At 40.4% G+C, this 22,827-nt stretch carries 19 protein-coding genes; 9 read left to right on the top strand and 10 right to left on the bottom strand.

All coding sequences use genetic code 11. The features are described from left to right. Window positions 1-284: 284 nt before the first annotated feature. Complete coding sequence (locus tag DC498_RS05305; protein WP_116873104.1) at window positions 285-1,118, top strand: SMP-30/gluconolactonase/LRE family protein; 834 nt, start codon at window positions 285-287, stop codon at window positions 1,116-1,118. Between the two features lie 714 nt (window positions 1,119-1,832). Here the strand turns inward: DC498_RS05305 and pdeM are convergent. From pdeM to DC498_RS05290, 3 genes are all read right to left on the bottom strand, one after another. After that, the gene (gene pdeM, locus DC498_RS05300) at window positions 1,833-2,489 is read right to left on the bottom strand and encodes a ligase-associated DNA damage response endonuclease PdeM (RefSeq protein ID WP_116873103.1); all 657 of its coding nucleotides are present in this window, start codon (window positions 2,487-2,489) and stop codon (window positions 1,833-1,835) included. A gap of 149 nt (window positions 2,490-2,638) precedes the next feature. Further along, window positions 2,639-3,391 (bottom strand): nucleotidyltransferase family protein, encoded by a 753-nt coding sequence (locus DC498_RS05295; RefSeq protein WP_116873102.1) that lies wholly within the window; start codon window positions 3,389-3,391, stop codon window positions 2,639-2,641. Continuing rightward, window positions 3,384-4,835, bottom strand: a complete 1,452-nt coding sequence (locus DC498_RS05290; protein ID WP_116873101.1) for a RapZ C-terminal domain-containing protein — start codon at window positions 4,833-4,835, stop codon at window positions 3,384-3,386. The genes DC498_RS05295 and DC498_RS05290 overlap by 8 nt, the downstream gene beginning before the upstream one ends. A 472-nt stretch (window positions 4,836-5,307) precedes the next feature. Between DC498_RS05290 and DC498_RS05285 the strand changes: the two genes are divergently transcribed. Continuing rightward, window positions 5,308-5,841 (top strand): hypothetical protein, encoded by a 534-nt coding sequence (locus DC498_RS05285; protein ID WP_116873100.1) that lies wholly within the window; start codon window positions 5,308-5,310, stop codon window positions 5,839-5,841. After that, window positions 5,834-6,034 carry a hypothetical protein gene (locus DC498_RS05280; protein ID WP_116873099.1) on the top strand — a complete coding sequence of 67 codons (201 nt, stop codon included), beginning with the start codon at window positions 5,834-5,836 and terminating at the stop codon, window positions 6,032-6,034. The genes DC498_RS05285 and DC498_RS05280 overlap by 8 nt, the downstream gene beginning before the upstream one ends. A gap of 158 nt (window positions 6,035-6,192) precedes the next feature. On the opposite strand, the gene DC498_RS05275 is transcribed toward DC498_RS05280, so the two are convergent. The 4 genes from DC498_RS05275 to miaA all read right to left on the bottom strand — a co-directional run bounded on the left by DC498_RS05275 (window position 6,193) and on the right by miaA (window position 13,050). Further along, window positions 6,193-7,911 carry a RagB/SusD family nutrient uptake outer membrane protein gene (locus DC498_RS05275; RefSeq protein ID WP_116873098.1) on the bottom strand — a complete coding sequence of 573 codons (1,719 nt, stop codon included), beginning with the start codon at window positions 7,909-7,911 and terminating at the stop codon, window positions 6,193-6,195. Between the two features lie 45 nt (window positions 7,912-7,956). Further along, window positions 7,957-11,208, bottom strand: a complete 3,252-nt coding sequence (locus tag DC498_RS05270; RefSeq protein WP_116873097.1) for a SusC/RagA family TonB-linked outer membrane protein — start codon at window positions 11,206-11,208, stop codon at window positions 7,957-7,959. A gap of 378 nt (window positions 11,209-11,586) precedes the next feature. Next, a complete protein-coding gene (locus tag DC498_RS05265; protein ID WP_116873096.1) occupies window positions 11,587-12,063 on the bottom strand; it encodes a hypothetical protein in 477 nt (158 codons plus the stop codon). 72 nt (window positions 12,064-12,135) lie between these two features. Further along, window positions 12,136-13,050, bottom strand: coding sequence for a tRNA (adenosine(37)-N6)-dimethylallyltransferase MiaA (gene miaA / locus DC498_RS05260; protein ID WP_116873095.1), 915 nt, complete (start codon window positions 13,048-13,050; stop codon window positions 12,136-12,138). Window positions 13,051-13,407: 357 nt separating this feature from the next. Between miaA and DC498_RS05250 the strand changes: the two genes are divergently transcribed. The 5 genes from DC498_RS05250 to DC498_RS05230 all read left to right on the top strand — a co-directional run bounded on the left by DC498_RS05250 (window position 13,408) and on the right by DC498_RS05230 (window position 19,284). After that, window positions 13,408-16,458: a hypothetical protein gene (locus DC498_RS05250; protein ID WP_133176770.1), complete on the top strand. Its 3,051-nt coding sequence runs from the start codon at window positions 13,408-13,410 to the stop codon at window positions 16,456-16,458. Further along, on the top strand, window positions 16,448-17,377 hold the full coding sequence (locus DC498_RS05245) for a C25 family cysteine peptidase (protein WP_165813759.1): 930 nt from the start codon (window positions 16,448-16,450) through the stop codon (window positions 17,375-17,377). The genes DC498_RS05250 and DC498_RS05245 overlap by 11 nt, the downstream gene beginning before the upstream one ends. 118 nt (window positions 17,378-17,495) lie before the next feature. Further along, window positions 17,496-17,744 carry an acyl carrier protein gene (locus DC498_RS05240; protein ID WP_116873091.1) on the top strand — a complete coding sequence of 83 codons (249 nt, stop codon included), beginning with the start codon at window positions 17,496-17,498 and terminating at the stop codon, window positions 17,742-17,744. Continuing rightward, a complete protein-coding gene (locus tag DC498_RS05235; RefSeq protein ID WP_116873090.1) occupies window positions 17,741-18,883 on the top strand; it encodes a beta-ketoacyl-[acyl-carrier-protein] synthase family protein in 1,143 nt (380 codons plus the stop codon). Before DC498_RS05240 ends, DC498_RS05235 begins: the two co-directional genes overlap by 4 nt. An 8-nt stretch (window positions 18,884-18,891) precedes the next feature. Continuing rightward, on the top strand, window positions 18,892-19,284 hold the full coding sequence (locus DC498_RS05230) for a hypothetical protein (RefSeq protein WP_116873089.1): 393 nt from the start codon (window positions 18,892-18,894) through the stop codon (window positions 19,282-19,284). Between the two features lie 100 nt (window positions 19,285-19,384). Here DC498_RS05230 and DC498_RS05225 read toward each other — a convergent pair whose 3' ends face one another. Together DC498_RS05225 and DC498_RS05220 are read right to left on the bottom strand one after the other, a co-directional pair. Then, window positions 19,385-19,957: an IS1096 element passenger TnpR family protein gene (locus DC498_RS05225; protein ID WP_116873088.1), complete on the bottom strand. Its 573-nt coding sequence runs from the start codon at window positions 19,955-19,957 to the stop codon at window positions 19,385-19,387. 470 nt (window positions 19,958-20,427) lie between these two features. Next, the gene (locus DC498_RS05220; RefSeq protein WP_240627866.1) at window positions 20,428-21,891 is read right to left on the bottom strand and encodes a CCA tRNA nucleotidyltransferase; all 1,464 of its coding nucleotides are present in this window, start codon (window positions 21,889-21,891) and stop codon (window positions 20,428-20,430) included. A 100-nt stretch (window positions 21,892-21,991) separates the two neighbouring features. On the opposite strand from DC498_RS05220, the gene DC498_RS05215 reads away from it, so the two are divergent. Then, window positions 21,992-22,300: a YtxH domain-containing protein gene (locus tag DC498_RS05215; RefSeq protein WP_116873086.1), complete on the top strand. Its 309-nt coding sequence runs from the start codon at window positions 21,992-21,994 to the stop codon at window positions 22,298-22,300. A 91-nt stretch (window positions 22,301-22,391) separates the two neighbouring features. Here DC498_RS05215 and DC498_RS05210 read toward each other — a convergent pair whose 3' ends face one another. Continuing rightward, complete coding sequence (locus DC498_RS05210; RefSeq protein ID WP_165813758.1) at window positions 22,392-22,766, bottom strand: response regulator; 375 nt, start codon at window positions 22,764-22,766, stop codon at window positions 22,392-22,394. Window positions 22,767-22,827: the final 61 nt, after the last annotated feature.

Below are 22,827 nucleotides of genomic sequence, written 5' to 3'. Positions count from 1 at the left end.
GCATAACCTGAAGCTGTGTAAATCCTGGTATATCTGAAAAGATTTTACCGGGATTTATTTATTGTATCTGGTGTAGAAGACTTAATTACCAGGCTCCAAATACTCGATGAATGATCGGCAACTTTACAATCCCACACTTATCCTTAGATTTTTCTAAAAACGAAATCCCAGTCTATCTTTCAAATATTCAATTGATATTTCTATATTTGATTCTCCTTTGATAAACCATCATCAACCCTGTTCCCCTGTAATAAAGTATAATTAAGCACTTAAATAATGTAATTATGAAGCCTTCTATTGTTTGCGCAGCACTTTTCAGTTTTATTTTATTGTATGGCTCTGCTCAGTCACAGCAAAGCCGGCTGGTACAAAAATGGGCAACCGATACCGTTTTAAAAGTACCTGAATCTGTTTACTTTGATGCTAAGAATAAAGTATTGTATGTAGCCAATATTGATGGCCAGCCCTGGGAAAAAGATGGGAAAGGATCAATTGGAAAGGTTGGATTAGACGGAAAGATAATAGCTACAGAATGGGTAACCGGGTTAAATGCGCCTAAAGGAATGGGAGTGCATAATGGTAAATTATATGTTGCTGACGTTGATGGCATAGCTGTGATTGATATAAGCCAGGGAAAGATTACAAACAGGATCAGCTTTGATGGTGCTGAAGGATTAAATGATATCAGCGTTGACGGGAAAGGTGTAATCTATGTGTCCGATTCAAAAACAAAAAAGATACACCGTGTTGAAAATGGTAAAGCAACCGTATTTCTCGAAAACTTAAACGGGCCTAATGGTGTGCTTTGGAATAAGAGTAACCTGTATATTACCGATGCAGGCGGACTTTACAAAGTAGAATCAAACAAATCACTAACCAAATTAGCTGATGGTATGGAAGGCGGCACCGATGGCATTGAAGCTGTTGGAGATGGAAGCTTTATTGTTTCATGCTGGGCAGGTGCTGTTTGGCGCGTTCGTCCCGGCAGCAAAGAACCATTGCTTGACACACGCGAACAAAAAATTAATTCTGCAGATATTGGCTATGATCCTGCTACAAAAACAGTATATGTGCCTACTTTCTGGAAGAACGGTATTGTAGCCTATACACTTCAATAAATCTTTTATCGCAGATAACTAATCAGTTATCGAAAGATATAAGCCGGCAATCGAATAAAGTTCGATTGCCGGTTTTTATTTACCAGTTTTACATCGACAAAAGCGCAAGCAGTAGTCAAAATTGATAGGTAATTTTAAATCCAGTATCCGGAAAACAAGAGGGATTACACCTTCGCTGACCATGTTATTCAGGAATTCAAACCAATATGAAAATATTGGCAATAACGTCAACCGAAAGGTTGACGTTATTGTTTTGGTAAGATTGTAAATAGGGCTTGCTGTTTAACTCCCGGCATTTTTTTTTAAGTTTTTACCAGTAACCGGGTTAGCCGCCTCTTTTTGTCTGGTTTCGCCGAAGGCGAAATTGAAAAAATGCGAAGCATATTTTTTCAAAAGACAAAAAGCAGCGGCGTTCCGGTTACGCAGCCCGCCGGCTGTGGAGGCAAAAAAGGTTCGTAAAATTTAATTATGGCGAAACAACTGCATGGTTTTTGAAAAATTTGATTCAAAACCCTTGCAGCAATTTAATAACCAAAGCATGAATATACAATGATCTTTATCAGAATATCACCAAAATGGAGTTAAACAGCAAGCCTTAAATATTGGTGAGAAGACCTGAGAGATGAGAAGATAAACATGAGAAGGTTTCTGGCACAAGAGGTTCCTGTCTTTTGTCTCTCGTATCGCTATTCATTATTCACCATTGCCTATTCATTATACTTCAAACACGCTTCCTTCAGCTATAGCAAAAATTTTATCACCTGTATTCCTCCTCACATTTATCATGCCGGTAAACTTACTGAATGCCGGAAGAGTGCAACAAGTTTGCTCAAAATGAAAACAGGGCAAATGTAAAGCCTGCTTTGCTATTCCTCCTATCCGGATGCCTGGATGAATATGCCCGCAAAAAAAATATTTACCGGGAAAATCTTCAGTACCATCTGCGATATCATGTAAAAAAACAAAGTCCCTGATCAGCAATTGATGGTCATGTACTTTTATCGAGACTTTTTGATACCAATCTTTATGCAGTATGTCATGATTTCCTTTTACAAGATGTACCTCCACTAATGGCAAATCATTACGCCACCTTTCAAACAACGCATGTTCAATATTTGATTTACTGTGAAACATATCACCAACCACAATTAACTGCAACGGTTTAAAAAATTGTATCAGTGTAATCAGTCGCTGAAGATCTTCTTTATATACTGTTTGAGGTACGCCGATGCCGGCTTTTCTGAAATGACCTGTTTTTCCAAAATGCAGGTCAGCGAGGATCAACGCATGCTCTTCCTCCCAAAAAATTGCCCTGTAGCCGGAAAGCCATAGTGTTTGATTGTGTATGATATGTTTTATGGGTGGGTGCATTGTGAGGTGTAAGCTTTCAGGTATCAGCTATCGGCTTTGGGCAGTGAGTTTTGGGCTATCGGCAGTAAACCTTATAGGTTTTATAACGGCTGACGGCTGATACCTGAAAGCTGATAGCTGATAGCTGATAGCTGCTAGCTACTAGCCATCTACAAAAAATATTTTTCTGCTACTGCAATTGATTCCGGCTTGCCTACGTCAACCAAAATATCATTAGAATGATCGTAACCAATAATAGCATGGTCTTTACAAAGCCGGAGATAAAGATCTACCATTGAAAATTTTCCTGTTTCAGTGATCAATGAAAAAATGTTTTGATCAATAATATGAATACCGCTGAATGCCATTGGTATATTCAGCGGAGAAATTACAGCAATTCTCTCCTCTCCTGTTTTATTATTCTGCCATCCGCATAAGCGATGGTGTTCATCAAACAAAAAACACCTCGACGAAGAACGGTTGGTTACCGCAAGCGTAGCCAGCGGATTATGCTGCAAATGAAATGCCAGCATGGCTGCAATATCCAGGTTAGTAAGGATGTCTGCGTTAATCACTAAAAATCGCTTTGCATTTTTTAAAAGCGGACCGGCATACTTCAATCCGCCACCAGTCTCCAGCGCTTCTTCTTTTTCGTGAGATACCTGTATCGTGCAACCAAAGTTATTATGCTTCTCCAGGAAAAAAATAACCTGTTCAGCAAGATGATGAACATTTATTACAAGCTTATTAATACCAAAACCTTTCAGGTATTCGATATTGCGCTGCAATAGCGGTTTGCCGTTTACAATCGCCAGCGCTTTGGGATGATGGTCAGTCCATGGTTTAAGCCTTGTGCCTAAGCCGGCAGCGAATATCATAGCAGTGTTCAACTCACCCTCAATCATTTCTTTTTTATTATCCATTCACCCAGTTTTTAGCCTCCTGTTCCAAATGATGCAATTCAACCTTAACACCAAATTTTTCTTTAAGATGCCTGGCAAGGTTATCAGCCGCAAAAACACTGCGGTGTTGCCCGCCTGTGCAACCAAAATTTACCGACAGGCTTTTAAAGTCCCGTTTTATATAATCTGCCACAGATATATCTACTATACCAAATACATATTGCAAAAAAGAAGGCATCTCACTTTTATGCAATAAAAACTCCTGCACTTCCTTATCACGGCCGGTTAGTTTTTTATATGCTTCAAATCTTCCGGGATTGAAAATTCCCCTGCAATCAAAAACAAAACCGCCACCATTGTCTCCTGTATCTTCGGGTATACCTTTACGATAGGAGAAGCTATTAATGTTTACTGTTAAAGGGCAAGCCGCACCAGCCATCGGCGTTTCATATCTTTTAATAATATCATCATCAACAATTGCCCATAGCACCTTTTGCAGCTCCGGTAAACGGATGGGGATTTTTTTATTTTGTAAAAACCATTTCAGTTGTTTTAATCCTGAAGGTATGCTGGTAATAAAGGTTTGCTTTCTTTCAAAAAGCCCGCGAAAACCATAAGCGCCTAATGTTTGCAGCATGCGTATCAGCACAAAACCATCGTAGCTGTCTAAAAAATCCTGCCTGTTCAGGTTACTGTCTAAAAGCTTGTTAACCTCATCAAAATAGAAGTTCACCAGTTCATCTTTCCATTCATGCGGTAAAGCAGCCCGCGACTGCCATAGCATTGAAGCCACATCATACTGCAATGCGCCCTGCATTCCTCCCTGGTAGTCTATAAAATACACTTCTTCATCTTTCACCATTACATTCCTGCTCTGGCAATCCCTGTGCATAAAATATTTCGCGTCTTCCTGCATCAGGTAACTGCTCAGTATCTCAAAATCATTCAGTAATAAATTTTTATCGTAAGGCAGGTCAAGCGCTCTTACAAAGTAGTACAGAAAATACAGGAGGTCGGAATATATAGCCTGCTTATCGAACGAACGCGTGGCAATACAATTGCTATAATCCAATCCCTTACCGCCTTGTATCTGTAGCTTAGCCAAGGCAATAAAAGATTTTTTATATAAAGACTTTACATGTTCGGAATAACCTTCTTTGCGTAAAATATCATAGAGAGAGATGTCTCCAAAATCGGTTTGAACATATTGTGTTTTATCGGTATCCTCAAAAAGTATTTGCGGAACGGCAAGGTTGTTTTTGAAAAAGTGTTTTGAAAATTCTATAAAAGCATTATTCTCTACAATATTATTGGGGTTATAGGTAATGATATATGAACCACCCTCAGCTTTTGCACGAAAGTATTGCCGGTTGCTCCCGGCTTGTCTCAGGGTATATATTTCATCCGGCTTTTCGTTTTTCCAGCTTTCGAAAAAGTGCGTTACTTTTTCAAGAACATCTGCCATAATAAAATTTTAGTGGGCAAAGATAAGGAGGGAGGGGGATATAGTGGCAGAAGAGAGGTGAAGGGGCATAAGGTGGAGTGTATAGGGTTCCGTGTGCTATTACATTTGTCATTCTAAACCTATAAGGTTTACCGGGCGGCATTGCAGCGCTGCAAACCTTATAGGTTTTACAACCACTTGCCAACTGCGGGAACGGCTTCATCCGCCGCAACATGCATTCAATTCGTATCTTCATGCTGGCGGGTTCGCAGTGACGTGCGAGAGTATTTTGGTTTTGCAACCAGCTCTGTAAACAAAGTATTTTTCTTTCCAAGTCCAAAAGTCTTTGTGAGGCACTTTAATGTCATCCTTATATTTCTCCTGAATCAGGTTTGGTACTCGATATGATGTCTTCAGCAATTTCCTGCAAAAAAATAAGAAATTTTAGAAATTTCCTCCAAAGGAGATGTTTTATAAAATGTACTTTTAATGTATGTTCCAATTCTTTAAAAAAATAATTGAATTTTTAAGTACCCATAATATCCCTTATATGCTTTCGGGCAGTGTAGCGATGAGTTTATACGTTATCCCCAGGGCAACGCGTGATTTTGATATTATTGTTCACCTCAAGGAGGAAGATATCCCCGCCCTCCTTGCTTATTTCAATGAAGGGTTTTATTGTGATGAAGATGCGGTAAGAGAAGCTGTAAAAAGAAAAAGCATGTTCAATATCATTGATCGCAATTCCAGCTTTAAGGTTGATTTTGTGATACTGAAAGATGAGCCTTACCGCTTAACAGAATTTGACCGGCGGCGAAAAACTGATTTTTTTGATACGCCGATTTATGTAGTTACACCAGAGGATCTGCTGATCTCCAAACTTGTATGGATACAACAACTGCAATCTTCCCTGCAAAAAGAGGATATTTATGTTTTAAAACAAATATCATCTCTCGACTGGGCGTATATAGATTTTTGGATAAACCGGTTAAAATTGAATACTTTCGGGCTACTGGATCATGAATGATACACCTGAACATATTAAAGCATTGCAATTGAAAATCTGGCTTTCCAAACCCCCGGAAGAGCGGTTAAAGCAATTTATGACAGATAATGATGCACTTATGCAATTCTGGAAAAATGCAAAAGATCACTTGCAGGAAGTTCACCACGAAACAAAACCTTTCTTCGGGGAAGGTTGCGAAAGTTGTGATAAGTAAAAGTGTTAAGTGTTTCACCCGGCACTCTATGCTTTAAGGTGAAAGGCGTAAGATGAAATGCAGAGGGGATAAACGAAAAAAGCGTAAGGTGTGGTAAAATCCGCACCTTACGCTTTAACCCATTCACCCTCCACCTTACCTTACACTCTACACCTCACTTAGTACCCGTCATTCTGCTTCACATTCCCCAAGCTTCTGTCTATCTGGTTTTGAGGTATCGGGAAATAGTTATTATAAGCATTAACAACAATATTACCATAAGCAGGCAGATAAGTTGATTCAAAAGCAGAATAACTTTCTTTAACCTGTTTCAGAATTCCCCAACGCACAAGGTCATAAAACCTGTGCCCTTCCAAAGCTAATTCCAGCCTGCGCTCAAACTGAACTGCCTTTAAAGCATAAGCTTCATCAGGAAATGATGGATATTGACCAATTTGATAACTAGCAGCTTCTGTTCCATCAGCAGCTTGCTTATGTGTAAGCTTGGATGCTCTTTCGCGAACCTTATTTACAAGTTTCCTGGCTTCATCAAGATCACCTGCGTCTATATAGCACTCTGCTGCCATTAAATACACATCAGCAAGCCGGATAACATTTACATTCAATCCTGTAACATACTCAGAACCCGCTAAGGTTTGCGTACCAAAAGCAGATTTATTGATGGTATGCTTTTGTGCAAGAAAAGGCCCGCCGAATGCCGGATCTCTGATCCAACCATCGCCGGGCATCACTCCCCAATCTCTGAACTTAACACCCCTTCTCGCTACGGTATAATCAATACGCGGATCGAACTTGATGCTTTTATCAAGTACATAACTTGATTTATCACCCGGAGATTGCAAATCGGAGATATAAGGGTTTGTTCTGTAAGAATTATCCAGCATAGGCAACCCATTGGCATCAACCTTGAAGGCATTTACCAGGTCAATAGTAGGTTGATAAAACCCGCAGCAGGTTACAGGTGCGCTACCATAATAACCGCCCAGCATATCGCCCACATTAGCGTTATCACTAACAGAACCACTTATAGCATGCTGAACCTGGAATACAGCTTCCGGACCATTTTCAGTTTCTGTTTGAAAATTATTTTCAAATGGCATGCTTACAAGATCACCTGAAGCAGTTATTACAGACTGAAACAAAGGCAGCGCTTCTGAATGTTTATTCTGATATAATAAAACTTTAGCTAAATATGCCTGTGCTATTTTTTTATTAATTCTACCTACTTCACCTTTAGGTTTAGTTTCAGGAAGAGTTGACACTGCAAATTCAAGATCTGCCTGAATTTGTGGATATATATCAGTATCATTAGGTTTTATACCGGCATCTGAAGTAGAAGTTGTTTCATCAACATAAGGAACCTTTACAAAAACCCTCCTTAACAGGAAATAATAATGCGCTCTCAGAAACCTCGCCTCTGCCTGTATTTCTTTGGCTCTGTTATCATCAAATTTTGCACCATCCCCAGCTTGTAAAGTAGCTAAAGCCTTCAATACACTATTGCAGCTCAATACTCCTTCATAACATCTTGTCCAGAGTGTTTCCAACTGATCATTAGTACTTGTCGGAACCATTTTTTCGAGATCTGTCATGGTTGTAATATCAGTAGCTGTACTGCCTTTATGTGCATTGTCAGCCGTTACCTCACCTAACAGCCATTGGCTTGGAGCAGAAACATAGTTACCCCAGGTACCACTTCTGTTTCCATTTAACATACCGTATGCACCGATCAATATTTGTTCAACCCCGTCTGTAGAATTCAATTGACTCCCGGTGAGCTGACCCTGAGGTGATAGCTCAAGAAAGCTTTGTTTACAAGAGGATAATCCTGCTAGGGACACCGCTATTGCTACTGTAAAAATTTTAAACTTATTCATATTTGAAATGCTTTTATAGTATTAATAATACCTTCTGATCATTATTTAAAATGTAACAGATAAACCAACAAGATATTGCCTTGACACAGGATAGATACCACTATCCACACCAGGAGCGGAGAAAGTACTGCTCAACTGGCTTACTTCAGGATCCATACCACTATATTTAGTAATAGTAAATAAGTTTGTTGCACTTACATAAGCCCTCAGGCTTTTAATATAATTACCCAATACTTTTTCACCAAAGGTATATCCAATCTGGAGGTTTCTCATTCTGAAAAAGCTACCATCCTGTACATAATATGAATTGGAATTCATTTCAAAAGCAGCACGGTTAGCATAAGGCGAAGGAATATTACTGTCTTTATTGGTCGGGCTCCATGCATCCAACAATCTTGTTGAAATTGCACCGCCAAATAAACCAAAGTCAGTAAACTGGCGTGTTACTTCATACAAGTCATTACCCTGAGAACCATTAAAGAACATTACCACATCAAAGTTTTTAAATGTTGCATTCAGGCTAAATGAATAGATAAAATCAGGATGCGGGCTGCCAATGATAGTACGATCAAAAGCATTAATAATACCGTCAGGTTTTCCGTCCGGACCAGATACATCAGCATATTTTGGACCACCGATTCTTGCACCGGTATAACCTGAAGCGAGCTCAGATGCGTCCTGGTAAATACCGATCATTTTATATCCATAAAAAGCACCAAATGGTTGTCCGGGTTTTAATATAGATACAGTTAAGTTTCTATAACCCAGGTATGGTTGTTCAGGCACTGAAGGAGCGAGGTAAGTAACTTCATTAATATTTTTTGAAAAATTAACACCAAAATCAAAAGTAAAATTATTGGCGTTTGGTTTATTGTAATGATAGTTCAGCGTTAACTCAACACCTTTATTATTCATGGTACCAACGTTTATAAAAGGCGCGCTACCCTGCCCAACTGCTGCTGATGGTTGAGGTACGGGATAAAGCATATCTTTTGTATCACGGTTATACCATTCAAAGCTACCATCAATGGTGTTGTTTAAAAGGCTGAAATCCAAACCCACATTCAAGGAGCTTAACTCTTCCCATTTGATAGCAGGGTTATCGTAGTTACTCTGCCATACGCCAGATACCAACGAACCGGTAATTGGATAATAAGAAGCTGCCTGTGAAGAGCTATAACGTGGCAGGTAGTTAAATGCCGGTATACGCTGGTTACCAGTAACACCATAACCAACTCTTAATTTCAAATCGTTGATCCAGCTTACGCTTTCCATAAAGTTCTCGCCGGAAATACGCCAGGCGGCGCCGATAGCCGGGAAAGTTCCATATTTATGTTCAGGTCCAAAATTGGAAGAACCATCTCTTCTCAATGTTCCTGTCAGGATATATTTGCTGTCGTAGTTATATTCAACTTTTCCAAACAGCGAATATAGTGAGCTTAAAGAACCATTACTGCTGTTACTGATATTAGAAGATCCGGCATCAAGATAATAATAGTCGAGGTTACCAAGGATAAAGAAATCGTTTCTACCACCGCTTAAATAACGATATTTTGTTTTAATCGCTTCGGTACCCGCTAACAGATTTAACCCGTGTTTTCCAAAAGATCTTTTATAATTCAGTGTATTTGTCCATGTCCAGTCGTTATTAAAACCATAATTTTCACTCATTGAATTGCTGGTGATGCTACCTTCTGAATGCTCAGGGTTTGGATAGCTTGCACTAAAAGAATTCCAGTTTTCATAACGCAAACCAAAACTTGTTCTCAATACTAAACCTTTAAGAATATCTACTTCTGCATACACGTTACCCAATAAAGTATTGCTCATTGTATAGTTGTCTTTTGCTCTATACAAAATTGCCATAGGGTTTTGTGCGTTGCCTAACTTATCGCCTCTTGTTCCTGCAAAATTTCCCCCTTCATCGTACACAGGAATAATGGTTTGAATTCTGTATGCAAATCCAAGTGCAGATCCTTCTCCCTGGTAATCACCGGAAGTATTTACGTTAACGCCAACACCATTTGAGCGTGTTCTTGCAAACTGAAAGTTCTCTCCAACTCTTACCCTGTTATCAAACATGGAGAAATTTGTATTTGCGCGGAATGTATACCGCTCAAACCCAGTGTACTTAACAGTACCCTGCTGATTCATATAACTACCTGAAACCGCATAGTTAGATGACTGACCACCACCACTCACACTCAACATATAATTTTGCATTGGCGCAGTGGTAGTAATTTCTCTGAACCAGTCCGTACCCTGCTGGTTAGCTTTGGTTATCTGGTAAAATTTAGAGGCATCGCGGGTATAATTATATTTGCTCATATCCGCATCTGTAGCCGTTACATCATGTCCGGTTTTTGTACCTGCCAGTAAATATTCGGGTAAAACAGGCGTTGAACCTGTGCCATAGTTTGTACCTGTTGTGCTTCCTTTACCAGGTGCCTGGGCGGGGTCGTTTAAATTATTAAATGATGCATATACATAATCGGCAAACTGTGATGGATTCATCATTTTAGGAAATGTTTCCCTGCGCGGAACCTGAGTACCTACATAAGTATCAAATGTTACCCGTGGAGGGGCACCATTTTTACCTTTTTTAGTAGTAATGATTACAACACCGTTATTTGCTCTTGCCCCGTATATTGAGGCGGCAGAAGCGTCTTTCAATACCTGCATACTTTCAATATCGTTCTGGTTTAACCAGCTTAATTTACCTTCAAAAGGTACTCCGTCAATAACAAAAAGGGGGTCGTTGTTGTTGATGGTACTGAAACCGCGGATCCTGATTTGCGGGGTAGAACCGGGCGCACCATCATTGATGATATGTACCCCTGTAGCTTTACCCTGTAATGCCTCAACCGGGCTTGCAACAGGTTGTGCTTTCATTTGAGATACGTCTACAACAGATACAGCCCCGGTTAGATCTTTCTTTTTTTGAGAGGTATAACCCGTTACAACCACCTCTTCAAGAGAACCCTGTTTTTCCTTTAATCCAACGCTTATCATATCTCTTCCTTCAGCAGAAATTTCAATAGGATCAAATCCCACCGAAGTAATAATAAGTACGGATTTTTCATTAGGCACGGTAATGCTAAAAGCACCTTCGGCATCTGAAACGGTGCCTGTGGTTGAGCCTTTAATGTTAATGGTTGCCCCCTGTATGGGTTGACCACTCGCACTATTGGTTACTTTACCGGAGATTTTTTTTCCCTGTGCGAACAGGAAATTTCCCGAAAGCAGCATGCATAATACTAAGGCTACGCCTTTTGCATGTTTTAGTTTTGCAAGCATGGTTTAATTGATTTTTAAATGATTAAAATAGACCTATGTTATTCTGATAAGAATTCAATTATAGTGGTATCAGCATACGAAGCATATCTGAGCCCGGCATTACATATTTCACATTATGACTTATAAAAGTTTAAATGTGGCTCACTGTTAATTTCCGGAGGAGAATATTTATTGAAGTTTTTGTTTGCAACACAGCATAGCTGTTGCCTTTCGATTAAGCAGTATAAGGTTTTGGACAACATATTTCTCATATTTTGTAAAACAATCGATTGTGCAATATAACAAAGTTTTAACAATGACCTAAAATTATTTTTGAGTATTGGTCAAACCTTCACGCCCGGGGAGTACCGTGCATATACGCTTTGAAAACAATATTCATTAATTTCCCAGGATATCCAGGTCTAAAGATTTTTTCTCAAAATTCCTGTTGAGTGCGCGGCGGAGTTTTACCATGTTCACCAATATATACACCTGTAAAATGGTGATAAGAAAATGTAATAAAACCATAGCATAAAAAAGTGGTCCTGCTAATGCAATTTCCCGCTTCGTTGATCCGATTATCAATTTTACATCATTGATATTATACGAGAGCAACAGGGAAAACATAAAAAAATTCAGTACAAAAAGCCAGTTAAAAGCAGATTTCTGCTTTACAGATAATGGCTCGTCAGGGTAATTCTTATTCAGCATCTGTATGATGAAAGAAGCAAGATATACGGCTACGCTGAATGCTCCAAAGCTTACATAACTATGCCACCCGGGAGCATTGAAAATATATACAAAACTATTCACTGCCATATACCCGCATAAGGCAAACTGTATTATACAAACCATCCTGAATAATGAAACATTCATCTCAATAAATATAATAAAGTTTCGCGAAAGGAAAAAGGCTGACAACGTTTAGCTCCTGATTTCAGCAATAACCTATTTTACTAAACCTCTCCTGTCATTAACAAAGCGGATATAATCATCCGCGTTCTTCCCTAACCATTTTATCTCTTCATCCCTTCTGAACCATGTCATCTGCCTTTTGGCATAATGCCTGGTATTTTGTTTGATATTGTCTACTGCTTTTTCCAGGCTTACTTTCCCATCTATATATTCAAAAAGCTCTTTATATCCCACTGTTTGCAAGGCGTTGATATAACGGTGATCATTAAGCGATCTTACTTCCTCAGCCAAACCTGCTTCCATCATCATATCTACCCGCTTGTTTACCTGCTCATACAGCACTTCACGGGGAGCATCAATGCCAACCTTAATAATATTGAACGGGCGCTGTTTTTTTTCAGCGGTATGAAATGCAAGAACCGATTTGCCGGTTGACAGTTTTACCTCCAGCGCTCTCAACATACGCTGGGGATTTAACATTTCTCCTCTACTGTAAAACAAAGCATCATGCGTTTTAAGCATTTCCTTCAGCCAATCAATGCCTTTGCTGTTATATTCATTGCGAAGCGATTCCCGCACAGAGATGTCAATATCCGGCATATCATCCATTCCCTCACAAAAGGCTTTGATGTACAAACCGGTGCCGCCAACCACCACAGCATAATCTTTTTCAGCAAAGATTGCTTCAGCCGCAGTCAAAGCATAAGTTTCAAAAACCGCTGCATTTACGTCATCATGTATGGAGTGTGAATTAATGAAATAATGCCTGATCTCTGCAAGCGCTTTTTCGTCCGGCTTTGCCACACCTATATTCAACTCCCGGTAACACTGGCGTGAATCTGCGGATATAATATCTGTTTTAAAATATTCAGCCAGTTGCAGGGAAAGCTTTGTTTTTCCTGAAGCAGTTGGCCCAACAATTACAATACACGTTTTTTTATCCCCCATGAAATATGCTTAATCGTTCAATCTTGTTATACAATAAAGAATTTCACCATCCATGCAAATTTATATAACTGCTATTGCACAGCCCATTTCTTTGAAGTATATTAGTTGCCGATTCGTGCCACCCCGGTATTCCCCTTGTATACTCCGTAACCAAAGTAAATTTCTGCGCCTATCCATTCTCTTATGTATCGTAAATTCCTGTTTGGGGTATTTAATCTTTGATGTTTTCATCGCTGGTATCTCAACAACTTTTACCCACCTGCCTCATCTAAAAGCAATGCATGATAGCAGCTATCATGTGATGCTGTTGCACTATAATGGAACATCACTACTTCATTTTCCTTTAAATACATTACCATGAAAAGTAAAAAAGCTACAAGGGCAAAAGCTGAAAAAGCTAAACCAAAGCCAAAAGCGGCAAAGAAATCGATCAAGGCTTCGCGATCAAAAAAATCTTTAAAAACATTGCCGGACATCACCAAAATGGCTCCCGGTACCAACAGGCTTGTTAAATCACTTGAAAAAACATCGTTCCGAAATAAAAAAGCATTACAGGCTACCATCAGGAAAGGCAATTTTAAACCTGTGGAACTGGCACCGGCTTTTAGCAGGGTATATAAAAGATCTCACCAGGATGCCATTAAATTAGCAGAGTCTTATGCCATTAACCTGCCGGATCACCAGCAGCACCGGGAATTATTCCAGGGTGCTGTCCATCTAAAAAAAGATGAAAGAAAAGCATTGATAACCGGCTACAGGAAAGCCGGGCAGGCAAGGGGTGTTGTTCATGCCATCAGCCAGTTGCCCAGAGGTTACGGGCGGGTGATCATGAAAGATTTTGTAGGTGATAAAAAAAACATTGATAAATCTGCCGTTGATGAAGTATTGTTCTGGCTGAGAGATGCAGGACTGGAATTGCAACGATTAAAATCCCAGGGGAAAAAAACAGTAACTCCGCAGCATGAAGATATGGATGACGCAGTAGTTGAATTTTTTGAAGACCTGGCAGATGATATTGTAAATGCTATCAATGCCGTGGTTGATGCTATTGTTGATGCAGTTGAAACACTTGCCGCGGCCATAGTTGATGTGGTAAACTGGGCTGCCGATGCGGTTGCGGGTTTGGTTGAAGCCCTGATAGCTGCGGGCAAAACCATCTTTGATCTTATTTCTGCCGCTATTGAAACAGGTTATGAACTGGTGAAGAAAATAATAGCCGGCATTACCGCTATTGGCAAAGCTATGTTTGAAGTACTGGATGCTGCCGTTAATTTAGTAAAGGATGCATTTATTACAGTATTGCGTGCCATAGACCAGCTAGGCCGCCAGTTAATAGAATTTGTATCATGGCTTGCAACAAAAACATTTGATGTTATAAAGAAAGCGGTAGAAGCATTGATTGAAATTGGCAAAAGCATTGGTAATATTCTTGAAAAAGCGCTTGAATTTGGCTTTACATTGGTAAAAAGTTTTGTGCAGGCTTTGTTTGAAATTGGCAAAACCATTGGCGAGATCCTGATAACTGCTATTACACGTCCTTCCGCATTGTTCGATACTATCATCCGCTCTTTTATGGACCTGGGCAGAACACTGGGCAATATTATTGACAATGCGGTGAGTGCCGGTATAAACTTGGTACGTGAAGTGGTGAATGCTGCGGTTCGTATTGGCACGGCCATTATTGAGTTTACCAAATATATTGCCACCGCAGCAATAGATATTGCAACTAAAGTGCTCGACGGGCTTTTACAGGCAGGCCGCACTTTGTTTGAAGTAATTGAAACCATTGCCACACATGCGTTGAGCGCCATTAAGAAAGTAGTACAGGCATTCTTTAACCTGGGCAAAACAATGCTTAACCTGGTTAAAGATGTATTCAATATCGCCATGAATCTGCTGAAGCAGGTATTGAAATCCGCTTTTGAATTAGGAAAAACAATTCTTGAATTTACAAGAACACTTGTTGAATTTACATACAGAACCGCAGCCCGCCTGATTGATGCGGCACTTCAAATTGGTAAAACTGTTGCAGAAATACTGGAAACAGTAGTCGGTACAACGTACTATATATTCCGCAAAGTAGTAAATGGTATATTACAGGCACTTGGTCCGGTAGGCGAAGTACTCGACTGGCTGATAAGCCGCGGTGAAGATCTTGCTTCAGCATTATGGAGAGAAGCTATTTTAGCATGCAGGTTTGTGAAGAAGAGTATTTCAGAAGTATTAACATGGGCCGCACAGCAAACAAACGCGGTATTTGAAAAGATCATTCAATTAGTGGAAAATGTAGGCGCTGCCATTACGGAAATAATTGACTGGGCTATAACAATCGGCGATGAAATGCTGGAACAACTTGCCGGCATGTGGGAACGGCTTGGCAATTCAATAGTATATGCGCTGAATTATCTTGAAAAAGATTTCATACCTGGAGTAGCAAAATTTGTGAAAGGCGCGCTGAATGCCGGGTTCAAACTGGCAAAACTAGTAGTGTGGACGGTAGGCAAAGCATTTGAAGTGGTGCTTGAAGTGGTGCGTGGCGCGTTTGAGGCAGGCATTACTTTGGCACAGTTAATCATAGAAACTGCTATTCATCCAGACCAGGCAATGGACAATTTGCTTAAGGCGGCTCGCCAGTTAGGGCAAACAATGGACCAGGTTGTTCAGGCAGTTGTTGATGCAGGCGAAGAATTTTTGGATGAGTTTATACGCTCTATGGTTTCTATTGGCGAAGATTTAGTAGCAATGCTGGAAGGCATACTGGAGATAGCAGGCGGTTTATTAGATACAGCGGTGTTTATATTGATGGAAATGCTCAACTCCTTCCGCCATCTTACTGAAGCGGAAAAAGCTGACGCAACGCTTATATTCGGAGATATTATTGACTTTAATACCGTATATATCGCTACTGAAAGCCCTACCAACAGCATCATCTTTGGCATCCAGGATTTCTTTACAGGCAATCCGCAGTCAAGGGCATTTGTTACAGGCAACCTCATAAATTTTGATGCTGATGACGGCCCGATACGCAGATCATCATTAATACATGAGATGACACATGTTTGGCAGAACCAGAATGTAGGTCCTATTTATATGGCGCATGCTATAGTAAGCCAGGCAGGAGCCGGATATAATTATGGTTATACAGAAGGTGCGGCAATTACAATACCCAACGGCGATTATGCCGGTAATTCGTTCACCGATGCTTCAGGTCGTATTGACGGACAGGGAGGTGAAGCAGCGCTTGATGCAGCTGATGGCGATTTCATGTCGTTCAATCCGGAACAGCAGGGACAAATAACCATGCATTATTTTGTAAGAAGGTATTTGCAGATGAGGCCCGCGGCAGATTATGAAGCATGGCAGCCTTATGTAGATTATGTACAGGAAAACAGACCGGATGCAGCTTAATAAAAACAGGCATTTGCTATTGGTTTATCCGGCAGATATGCGCCTTGCAGGCAAATATCTGTCGGAGGCTTATAGCCTGCTGAATATACATGCAACATGCATTGAATACAGTGGACGTCCGCCTGCGCCGGATTTTTATCGTCAAATTTTATCTGAAGACGTAGACGCGGTTTTAGTAGCAGGTAAAAAAATGTATGCGCCTTCTACAGTACTGCATGGTCCGTTTCTTTTTACACAGAAAAAAAAGATACCGGCAGCATGGCTTCCCTTACAGGAAGAAACCGATGTTTTCCCGTTCATACAAACATTAAAAAAAGTGCACCGGCGAAAAAATACTGTGCCTGGCATGGCGCTGCTGGCGCAATGGCATCCGCAGTATTTAAGGCTTACACAGCGCATGACTGACCTCCTGGAAGACAACATTCCGGTATTCAAATGGACAGGGGATATTATTACCAGGGAAGACGTGGTGAATGCCTTGGGTTGCGGGTTAGGTATGGGTATATATTTCGGCCATGGCAGATCAGTTGGCTGGGTTGGATATTACGGCATGCGATCTCATCATTTTGAAAGCTTTACAGGAAATCCGTTGGGATGCATGCTATCTTTATGCTGCAAAACGGCAAGCCGTAAACGAACCGGGCTTTCCTATGCGGAATCATTGCCACTGATGGGCATATCTGCTGCCGCATTTGGCGCGGTGCGTGAAACAAGGCATACAGATAATATGAAATGGGCGATAAGAATTTGTGACGCTGTTAATGAAGGTATAGATAACCTGGGCGATCTGCTCATACACGCAGAGCCACCCAATATTGAAGCAGTGGAGCATTACAGAATTATCGGCGATCCGTTTGCGCCACTGTATACTGATGCAGGGGGAATAAAGAGGGCAAAAAAGATAGTGGTCAGTGAATAGCTATCAGCTATCAGTTTTCAGGAGTTAGCAGTTAGCAGTGGAAAAAACGGGAATGAATAGTAAGCATACAGTAATCGCTGAAGGCTGATAGCTGATAGCTCACAGCAAAACAACAACTATGGAACAAAATGAAATAATAGCACAATTACGTACCACACTATACGATGTAAAGCCGCAAATATCTGCCGCCATTGGTAATGCAGATAATTTCCGGGATGACTGGGGACTGGATTCCCTGGAACTGGTAGAATTTGTAGCAAGAATTGAACAATCCTTTAAGATACTTATTCCTGATAAAGATTTAAAGGAACTGTATTCATTAAATGCAACGGCCGCATACCTGCACAGCAAAATGATAGTGGTATGAATACTATTGTGATTACAGGTGTTGGGGTTGTTTCTCCGTTGGGTATTGGTATAGATGTGCTCTGGAATAATTTACTCAGCAGTAAAACATCACTACAGCATTTTAACGATCTTGAGGCAGCAGGATACAGAAATACCAGCGCGTGCAGAGTAACTGATTTTGAAGCACAGCAAATTACCCGCGGCGCCTGTATGGCGCTTGAAGCGGCAAAGCAGGCAATAGCCCAATCAAATATTCAGCTACCAAAAAATACCGGCATTTTTTTAGGAAGCACATTGGGTGAAAGTATGGCTTACGAATTAGCGGCAGAAGGTGAGCCTATTGACCCTGAAGCATACAATACTTTTTCGATAGCTAAAGCTATTGCTGATACTTACCAGGTTATTGGGCCGATACAGGCTTTATCTACTGCCTGTACTGCAGGTAACTATGCGGTTGGCGCGGCAATGGCTGCTTTACAAAGAGGCGATATAGATGTTGCCATTGCCGGCGGTGCGGAACCGTTTTCAAGAATAGCGATGGTAGGGTTTACAAGATCAAGAGCAATGGCGGCTGATGGCTGTAAACCATTTGATGCTAACAGAACCGGCATGGTGTTAGGCGAAGGTGCGGCTATATTTATTGTGGAAAGACTGGATGATGCGGTAAAAAGAGGCGCAATGACTTTAGCCACCGTGCATGCATTAGGATTAAGCTGTGATGCATATCATCCCACATCTCCGCACCCTGATGGCAGAGGTCTGACTAATGCGATGAATGCAGCATTTAAAAAATCGGGCATTAATGCTGGTGACATAGATTGGGTGAATATACATGGCAGCGGTACAAGAGTATCAGACGCAGCGGAATCAATTGCCTTAAAAAATATTTTTAGAACCAACATGCCTTTGCTCAGTGGCAGTAAAGGTGCTATCGGTCATGCACTCGGCGCTGCCTCCGCGCTTGAACTGGCGATATGTGTAAAAGGTATCGCCACCCAAACTATTCCTCCCACGCCGGGCTATGCAATACAGGATGCGGATATCGCACTGGATTGTACTACCCAACCTGTTCATAAAAAAATTAATTGGGTTATAAATAACGCATCAGCCTTTGGAGGACTTAACGCAAGTTTGTTACTTGGTTCGTGCATGTATTAAATTTGAAGATGATCTGTCATGTACATATAGGAGCGCAGCAGGAGAAAGAAGCGATGCCTGCTATTATTGCAACGCTGGAAAAGGAACCGGGCAGACCTGCTGATCCTGATACAACAGGGCTTTACGTAATATCAAATCATATCGGCACTAATTCATCCCTGGCATTCTGGAAAGATGTGATCAAGAACGGACCGGCATTTGCGAACCCTGAATTATTTCCGTGGACATTAGCCAATAGTGTATGTGGCGCCATCGCCCGGCATTTTGGAATCACAGGCCCAAATTATACTTACACCTGTCTCCCTGACGATGAAGCATGTATTAATGAAGTTATTAAACAGGCAAGCGAAGACAGGGAAAAATACGGGCTGAGTGCAACATGGATAGTTATTGTTCATTAACCCACAGTGCTACGCCAAAAAATGCAAGATGTAAAAGTTCGTTTCTTCTCTTTCGCCTGATGAAAAGTACGCATATAACCTGATAGGCTCAACAGCAAAACTATACCTCTTCCTCTCCCGTTCCTTCTTCTTCATTTGCATCATCCTCCGCACCATCACCATCATCACTATCACCTTCGGTACCGAACCCTTCTGCTACTTTGGTAAGATCATATTTTTCTTCTACATCAACAAAGCGATCGCCTAAAACACTTTTTGTTCCGTATTGGCTGGGAGCTATACCCTCAGTGCGCACAGTAGCAGGATAACTAAGTTTGGGATTTTCATCTTTAGATACGTTGATCAGCTCAATCATAAATCCCCAGTTCCGGCTGAAGTCATATAGATACATAAACTTCTCGTTAGGATTCTTTATTTCTGAGCCTATAGTTGTATCAGCCATTATTAATGGAGCTACCTTATAAAGCTTGTCGTATTTTTCAACGCTGATCTCACGGCCCTTTTGCCAGTTATCATTGCTGCGAAAGAAAGTAGCCTGGTGTTTACTGTCAAATTCAAAACTTTTCAATATAGCAAAATGAAAGTCGAGAAAAGATTGGGTATGCTTTATGGCGATGTCCCTGTAAATACTGTCATCTTCCTCAAAATATACCCTGAATTTTAAAACTGCCATGTTTAACGTTTTGGTGTTGAGTTTGTTATAAGATATCAAATATACTGTAAATATAGTTAGTTGATTTTATCATCAGTTACAGCGTATCATAATATTTGTAGATTATAAACGAATTATATTATTGAGGCGCAGATGGGTGAGATAGCAATTGTACTACCGGGCATTTAATATTCCGGTGCGCTGCACCTGTCTCCCCGCACTCCTATAGTGCTACAAATATTGTTGCCGCTCTGCGGCTGTAGGTGCTACCGTAATATTCCAGCAATTTATCTCCTGAGCTGGCAATGCATCATCATACCCCATATAACAAAAACACCTGAACACAAACAGGCGCAGCGTACCGCAGTATTTATAGCCTTAAAACAATAAGCAGTTAAGCTGCCAGAGCGGCGGGATATTATCTTGCTGCGAGATTTTCTTACATTGAAATGTTGCCTATAATTCCTGTAACATATTAAAATGCATTGCTTTTATTTTACCGGTTCCAGTTCCAAAGCTTTTGCTTTCTTCAACATAAAATCATAAGCCGCTTCGTAATTGTTTTCTATTTCACCATCCAGTATAGCATCTTTAATTGCGTTTTTTATATCGCCTACTTTTTTACATGGCGTTATGCCAAATATATCCATAATCATTTCACCGGTTATCGGCGGCTGCCAGTTACGTATCCTGTCTTTTTCTTCCACTTCCCTTAAACGCTGTTCAACCATTTCAAAATTTTCAAGATAACGTTTTACTTTTTGCTTATTTTTTGAGGTGATGTCTGCCCTGCACAGCGTCATCAGGGCATCAATATCATCACCTGCATCAAACAATAATCTTCGTATGGCCGAGTCTGTTATATTTTCTTTTGTTAGACTTATAGGACGCAAATGCAATTCCACCATTTTCTGAACAAACCGCATTTTATTATCAAGCGGCAACCGCATTTTGGTAAATATTTTCGGAACCATTCTTGCACCAACCACTTCATGCCCGTGAAAAGTCCAGCCATGCCCCTCCTCAAATTTTTTTGTGGCAGGTTTTGCTATATCGTGCAAAACGGCAGCCCATCTCAACCAAAGATCATCAGTGTGTTCAGATATATTATCCACCACCTGCAGGGTATGATAAAAATTGTCCTTATGCCCTTTCCCATCTTTGTATTCAGCACCGGCAAGATCAACCATTTGCGGAAATATGAGCTTCATCAACCCGCTTTTATACAACAGGTCTAAACCAACCGATGGTTTTTTACTGAGCAATATTTTATTCAATTCATCTGTAATACGCTCCTGCGAAATAATAGATATCCTCCCGGCATTCTTTTTAATACCTTCCCATGTATTTCCGGCAATGTCAAACTGCAATTGAGAAGCAAACCGAATTCCCCTCATCATCCTTAAGGGATCATCGCTGAATGTTTTATCCGGATCAAGAGGCGTGCGAATGACTTTCTGCTCCATATCGCTTAACCCGGCAAAGGGATCAAGCAGGCTGCCGTAGTCTTTTTTATTAAGGCTGACGGCTAAGGCATTAATGGTAAAATCCCGCCTGTCCTGGTCATCTTTCAATGTTCCGGCTGCAACTTCGGGATTACGGGAATGAGAGCTGTAGCTTTCTTTCCTGGCGCCTACAAATTCTATATCAAGCTCCTCTACTTTAAAATGCGCTGTGCCATAACTCTTAAAAAAAGACACATGCGGCACAGGTGAAAACTGTTTTGCCACCTGGTGAGCCAATGCAATACCATCTCCCACACAAACAATATCAGCGTCTTTGGTTTGCCGCCCTATTATTTTATCACGAACAAAGCCACCAATCACGTAGCAATCAACGCCAATTTCCGCAGCAGCTTCTGCTATCTTCCTGAAAACAAGCTTTTCCTTATCTGAAAAATCAATTAGCATAAGGCTGCAAAAATAAGAAAGGTTTAATGGTAAAGCTATCTTCATTAATAGTTCAACAATTTGTTTAATAATACATGGTCAACCCTGCAACCCATTTATTAAAATTGATATCTTAGTTCTATTATTCACTTTTAATATAGTTACTATGGCAGACAATAACACCAATCCAAATGACCAAAAAGACTGGACGGATAAATTAAGCGATAAAGCAAACGAACTTAAAAGCAAAGCGAGCGAAAAATTAGAAAAAGCAGGAGATGAAGCGGAAAAAGTATGGGATAAGGTTGAAGACAAAGCGGAAGACATATGGGAAGACACGAAGAAAACAGCCGGTGAGTGGAAGGATAAAGCTGAAGATAAATTAGATGACCTGAAAGATGGCGCTAAAAAACTTTGGGACAGGATTACAGATAAATTTGATGATGATAACAAACCCCAACAACCAGGTAAATAGTATTATAAATAAAAACTGGCTGCATTGATAGCCAGTTTTTTTGGGTGTAGGGATAACGAAAACAAGTTTCAGCGGAGTTAAGTTTTTTACGTTACAGTGTACCTTCATAAAGAATAGCTTTTACCGCTTGCACTAATTCAGCAGGGGCAGAATCTTTATTTAAATAACCTGCAGCGCCAGCACTTAACACATTATCTGCATACTGATCTTTAGGATATATGCTTAACATCAGTACCGGTATATGAGGTTGTTGTTTTTTCAGAATAGCCAGAGCTTCAAGTCCTCCTTTTCCCGGCATTGATATATCAGATATAATGATATTCCATTCTTCCATTGAAGCAAGTTCAAGCAGCTTATTTGTATCTTCTGCTTCACCTATATGAACCGGAGAAAATTCGTCAATTAAAATTTGTTTTAACCCTTTTCGAATAAACTCATGATCATCTGCAATTAAAATTTTTAGCATATTATGCAGCATATAAACTGGGAAGAAAATTAGTTAAGTACAGAAGTTAAATATGTAGAGT

It is taken from the genome of Terrimonas sp., from assembly GCF_003075435.1.
Taxonomy (GTDB): domain Bacteria; phylum Bacteroidota; class Bacteroidia; order Chitinophagales; family Chitinophagaceae; genus Agriterribacter.
Note: the sequence above shows the minus strand (reverse complement) of the source record. Positions and strands in the feature narration are given on the sequence as shown.

What these genes read in the sequence shown, in the direction of transcription:
- DC498_RS05305 (WP_116873104.1), top strand. Translation starts at nt 285, where the DNA reads ATGAAGCCTTCTATTGTTTGCGCAGCACTTTTCAGTTTTATTTTATTG.
- pdeM (WP_116873103.1), bottom strand. Translation starts at nt 2,489, where the DNA reads ATGCACCCACCCATAAAACATATCATACACAATCAAACACTATGGCTT.
- DC498_RS05295 (WP_116873102.1), bottom strand. Translation starts at nt 3,391, where the DNA reads ATGGATAATAAAAAAGAAATGATTGAGGGTGAGTTGAACACTGCTATG.
- DC498_RS05290 (WP_116873101.1), bottom strand. Translation starts at nt 4,835, where the DNA reads ATGGCAGATGTTCTTGAAAAAGTAACGCACTTTTTCGAAAGCTGGAAA.
- DC498_RS05285 (WP_116873100.1), top strand. Translation starts at nt 5,308, where the DNA reads ATGTTCCAATTCTTTAAAAAAATAATTGAATTTTTAAGTACCCATAAT.
- DC498_RS05280 (WP_116873099.1), top strand. Translation starts at nt 5,834, where the DNA reads ATGAATGATACACCTGAACATATTAAAGCATTGCAATTGAAAATCTGG.
- DC498_RS05275 (WP_116873098.1), bottom strand. Translation starts at nt 7,911, where the DNA reads ATGAATAAGTTTAAAATTTTTACAGTAGCAATAGCGGTGTCCCTAGCA.
- DC498_RS05270 (WP_116873097.1), bottom strand. Translation starts at nt 11,208, where the DNA reads ATGCTTGCAAAACTAAAACATGCAAAAGGCGTAGCCTTAGTATTATGC.
- DC498_RS05265 (WP_116873096.1), bottom strand. Translation starts at nt 12,063, where the DNA reads ATGAATGTTTCATTATTCAGGATGGTTTGTATAATACAGTTTGCCTTA.
- miaA (WP_116873095.1), bottom strand. Translation starts at nt 13,050, where the DNA reads ATGGGGGATAAAAAAACGTGTATTGTAATTGTTGGGCCAACTGCTTCA.
- DC498_RS05250 (WP_133176770.1), top strand. Translation starts at nt 13,408, where the DNA reads ATGAAAAGTAAAAAAGCTACAAGGGCAAAAGCTGAAAAAGCTAAACCA.
- DC498_RS05245 (WP_165813759.1), top strand. Translation starts at nt 16,448, where the DNA reads ATGCAGCTTAATAAAAACAGGCATTTGCTATTGGTTTATCCGGCAGAT.
- DC498_RS05240 (WP_116873091.1), top strand. Translation starts at nt 17,496, where the DNA reads ATGGAACAAAATGAAATAATAGCACAATTACGTACCACACTATACGAT.
- DC498_RS05235 (WP_116873090.1), top strand. Translation starts at nt 17,741, where the DNA reads ATGAATACTATTGTGATTACAGGTGTTGGGGTTGTTTCTCCGTTGGGT.
- DC498_RS05230 (WP_116873089.1), top strand. Translation starts at nt 18,892, where the DNA reads ATGATCTGTCATGTACATATAGGAGCGCAGCAGGAGAAAGAAGCGATG.
- DC498_RS05225 (WP_116873088.1), bottom strand. Translation starts at nt 19,957, where the DNA reads ATGGCAGTTTTAAAATTCAGGGTATATTTTGAGGAAGATGACAGTATT.
- DC498_RS05220 (WP_240627866.1), bottom strand. Translation starts at nt 21,891, where the DNA reads ATGAAGATAGCTTTACCATTAAACCTTTCTTATTTTTGCAGCCTTATG.
- DC498_RS05215 (WP_116873086.1), top strand. Translation starts at nt 21,992, where the DNA reads ATGGCAGACAATAACACCAATCCAAATGACCAAAAAGACTGGACGGAT.
- DC498_RS05210 (WP_165813758.1), bottom strand. Translation starts at nt 22,766, where the DNA reads ATGCTAAAAATTTTAATTGCAGATGATCATGAGTTTATTCGAAAAGGG.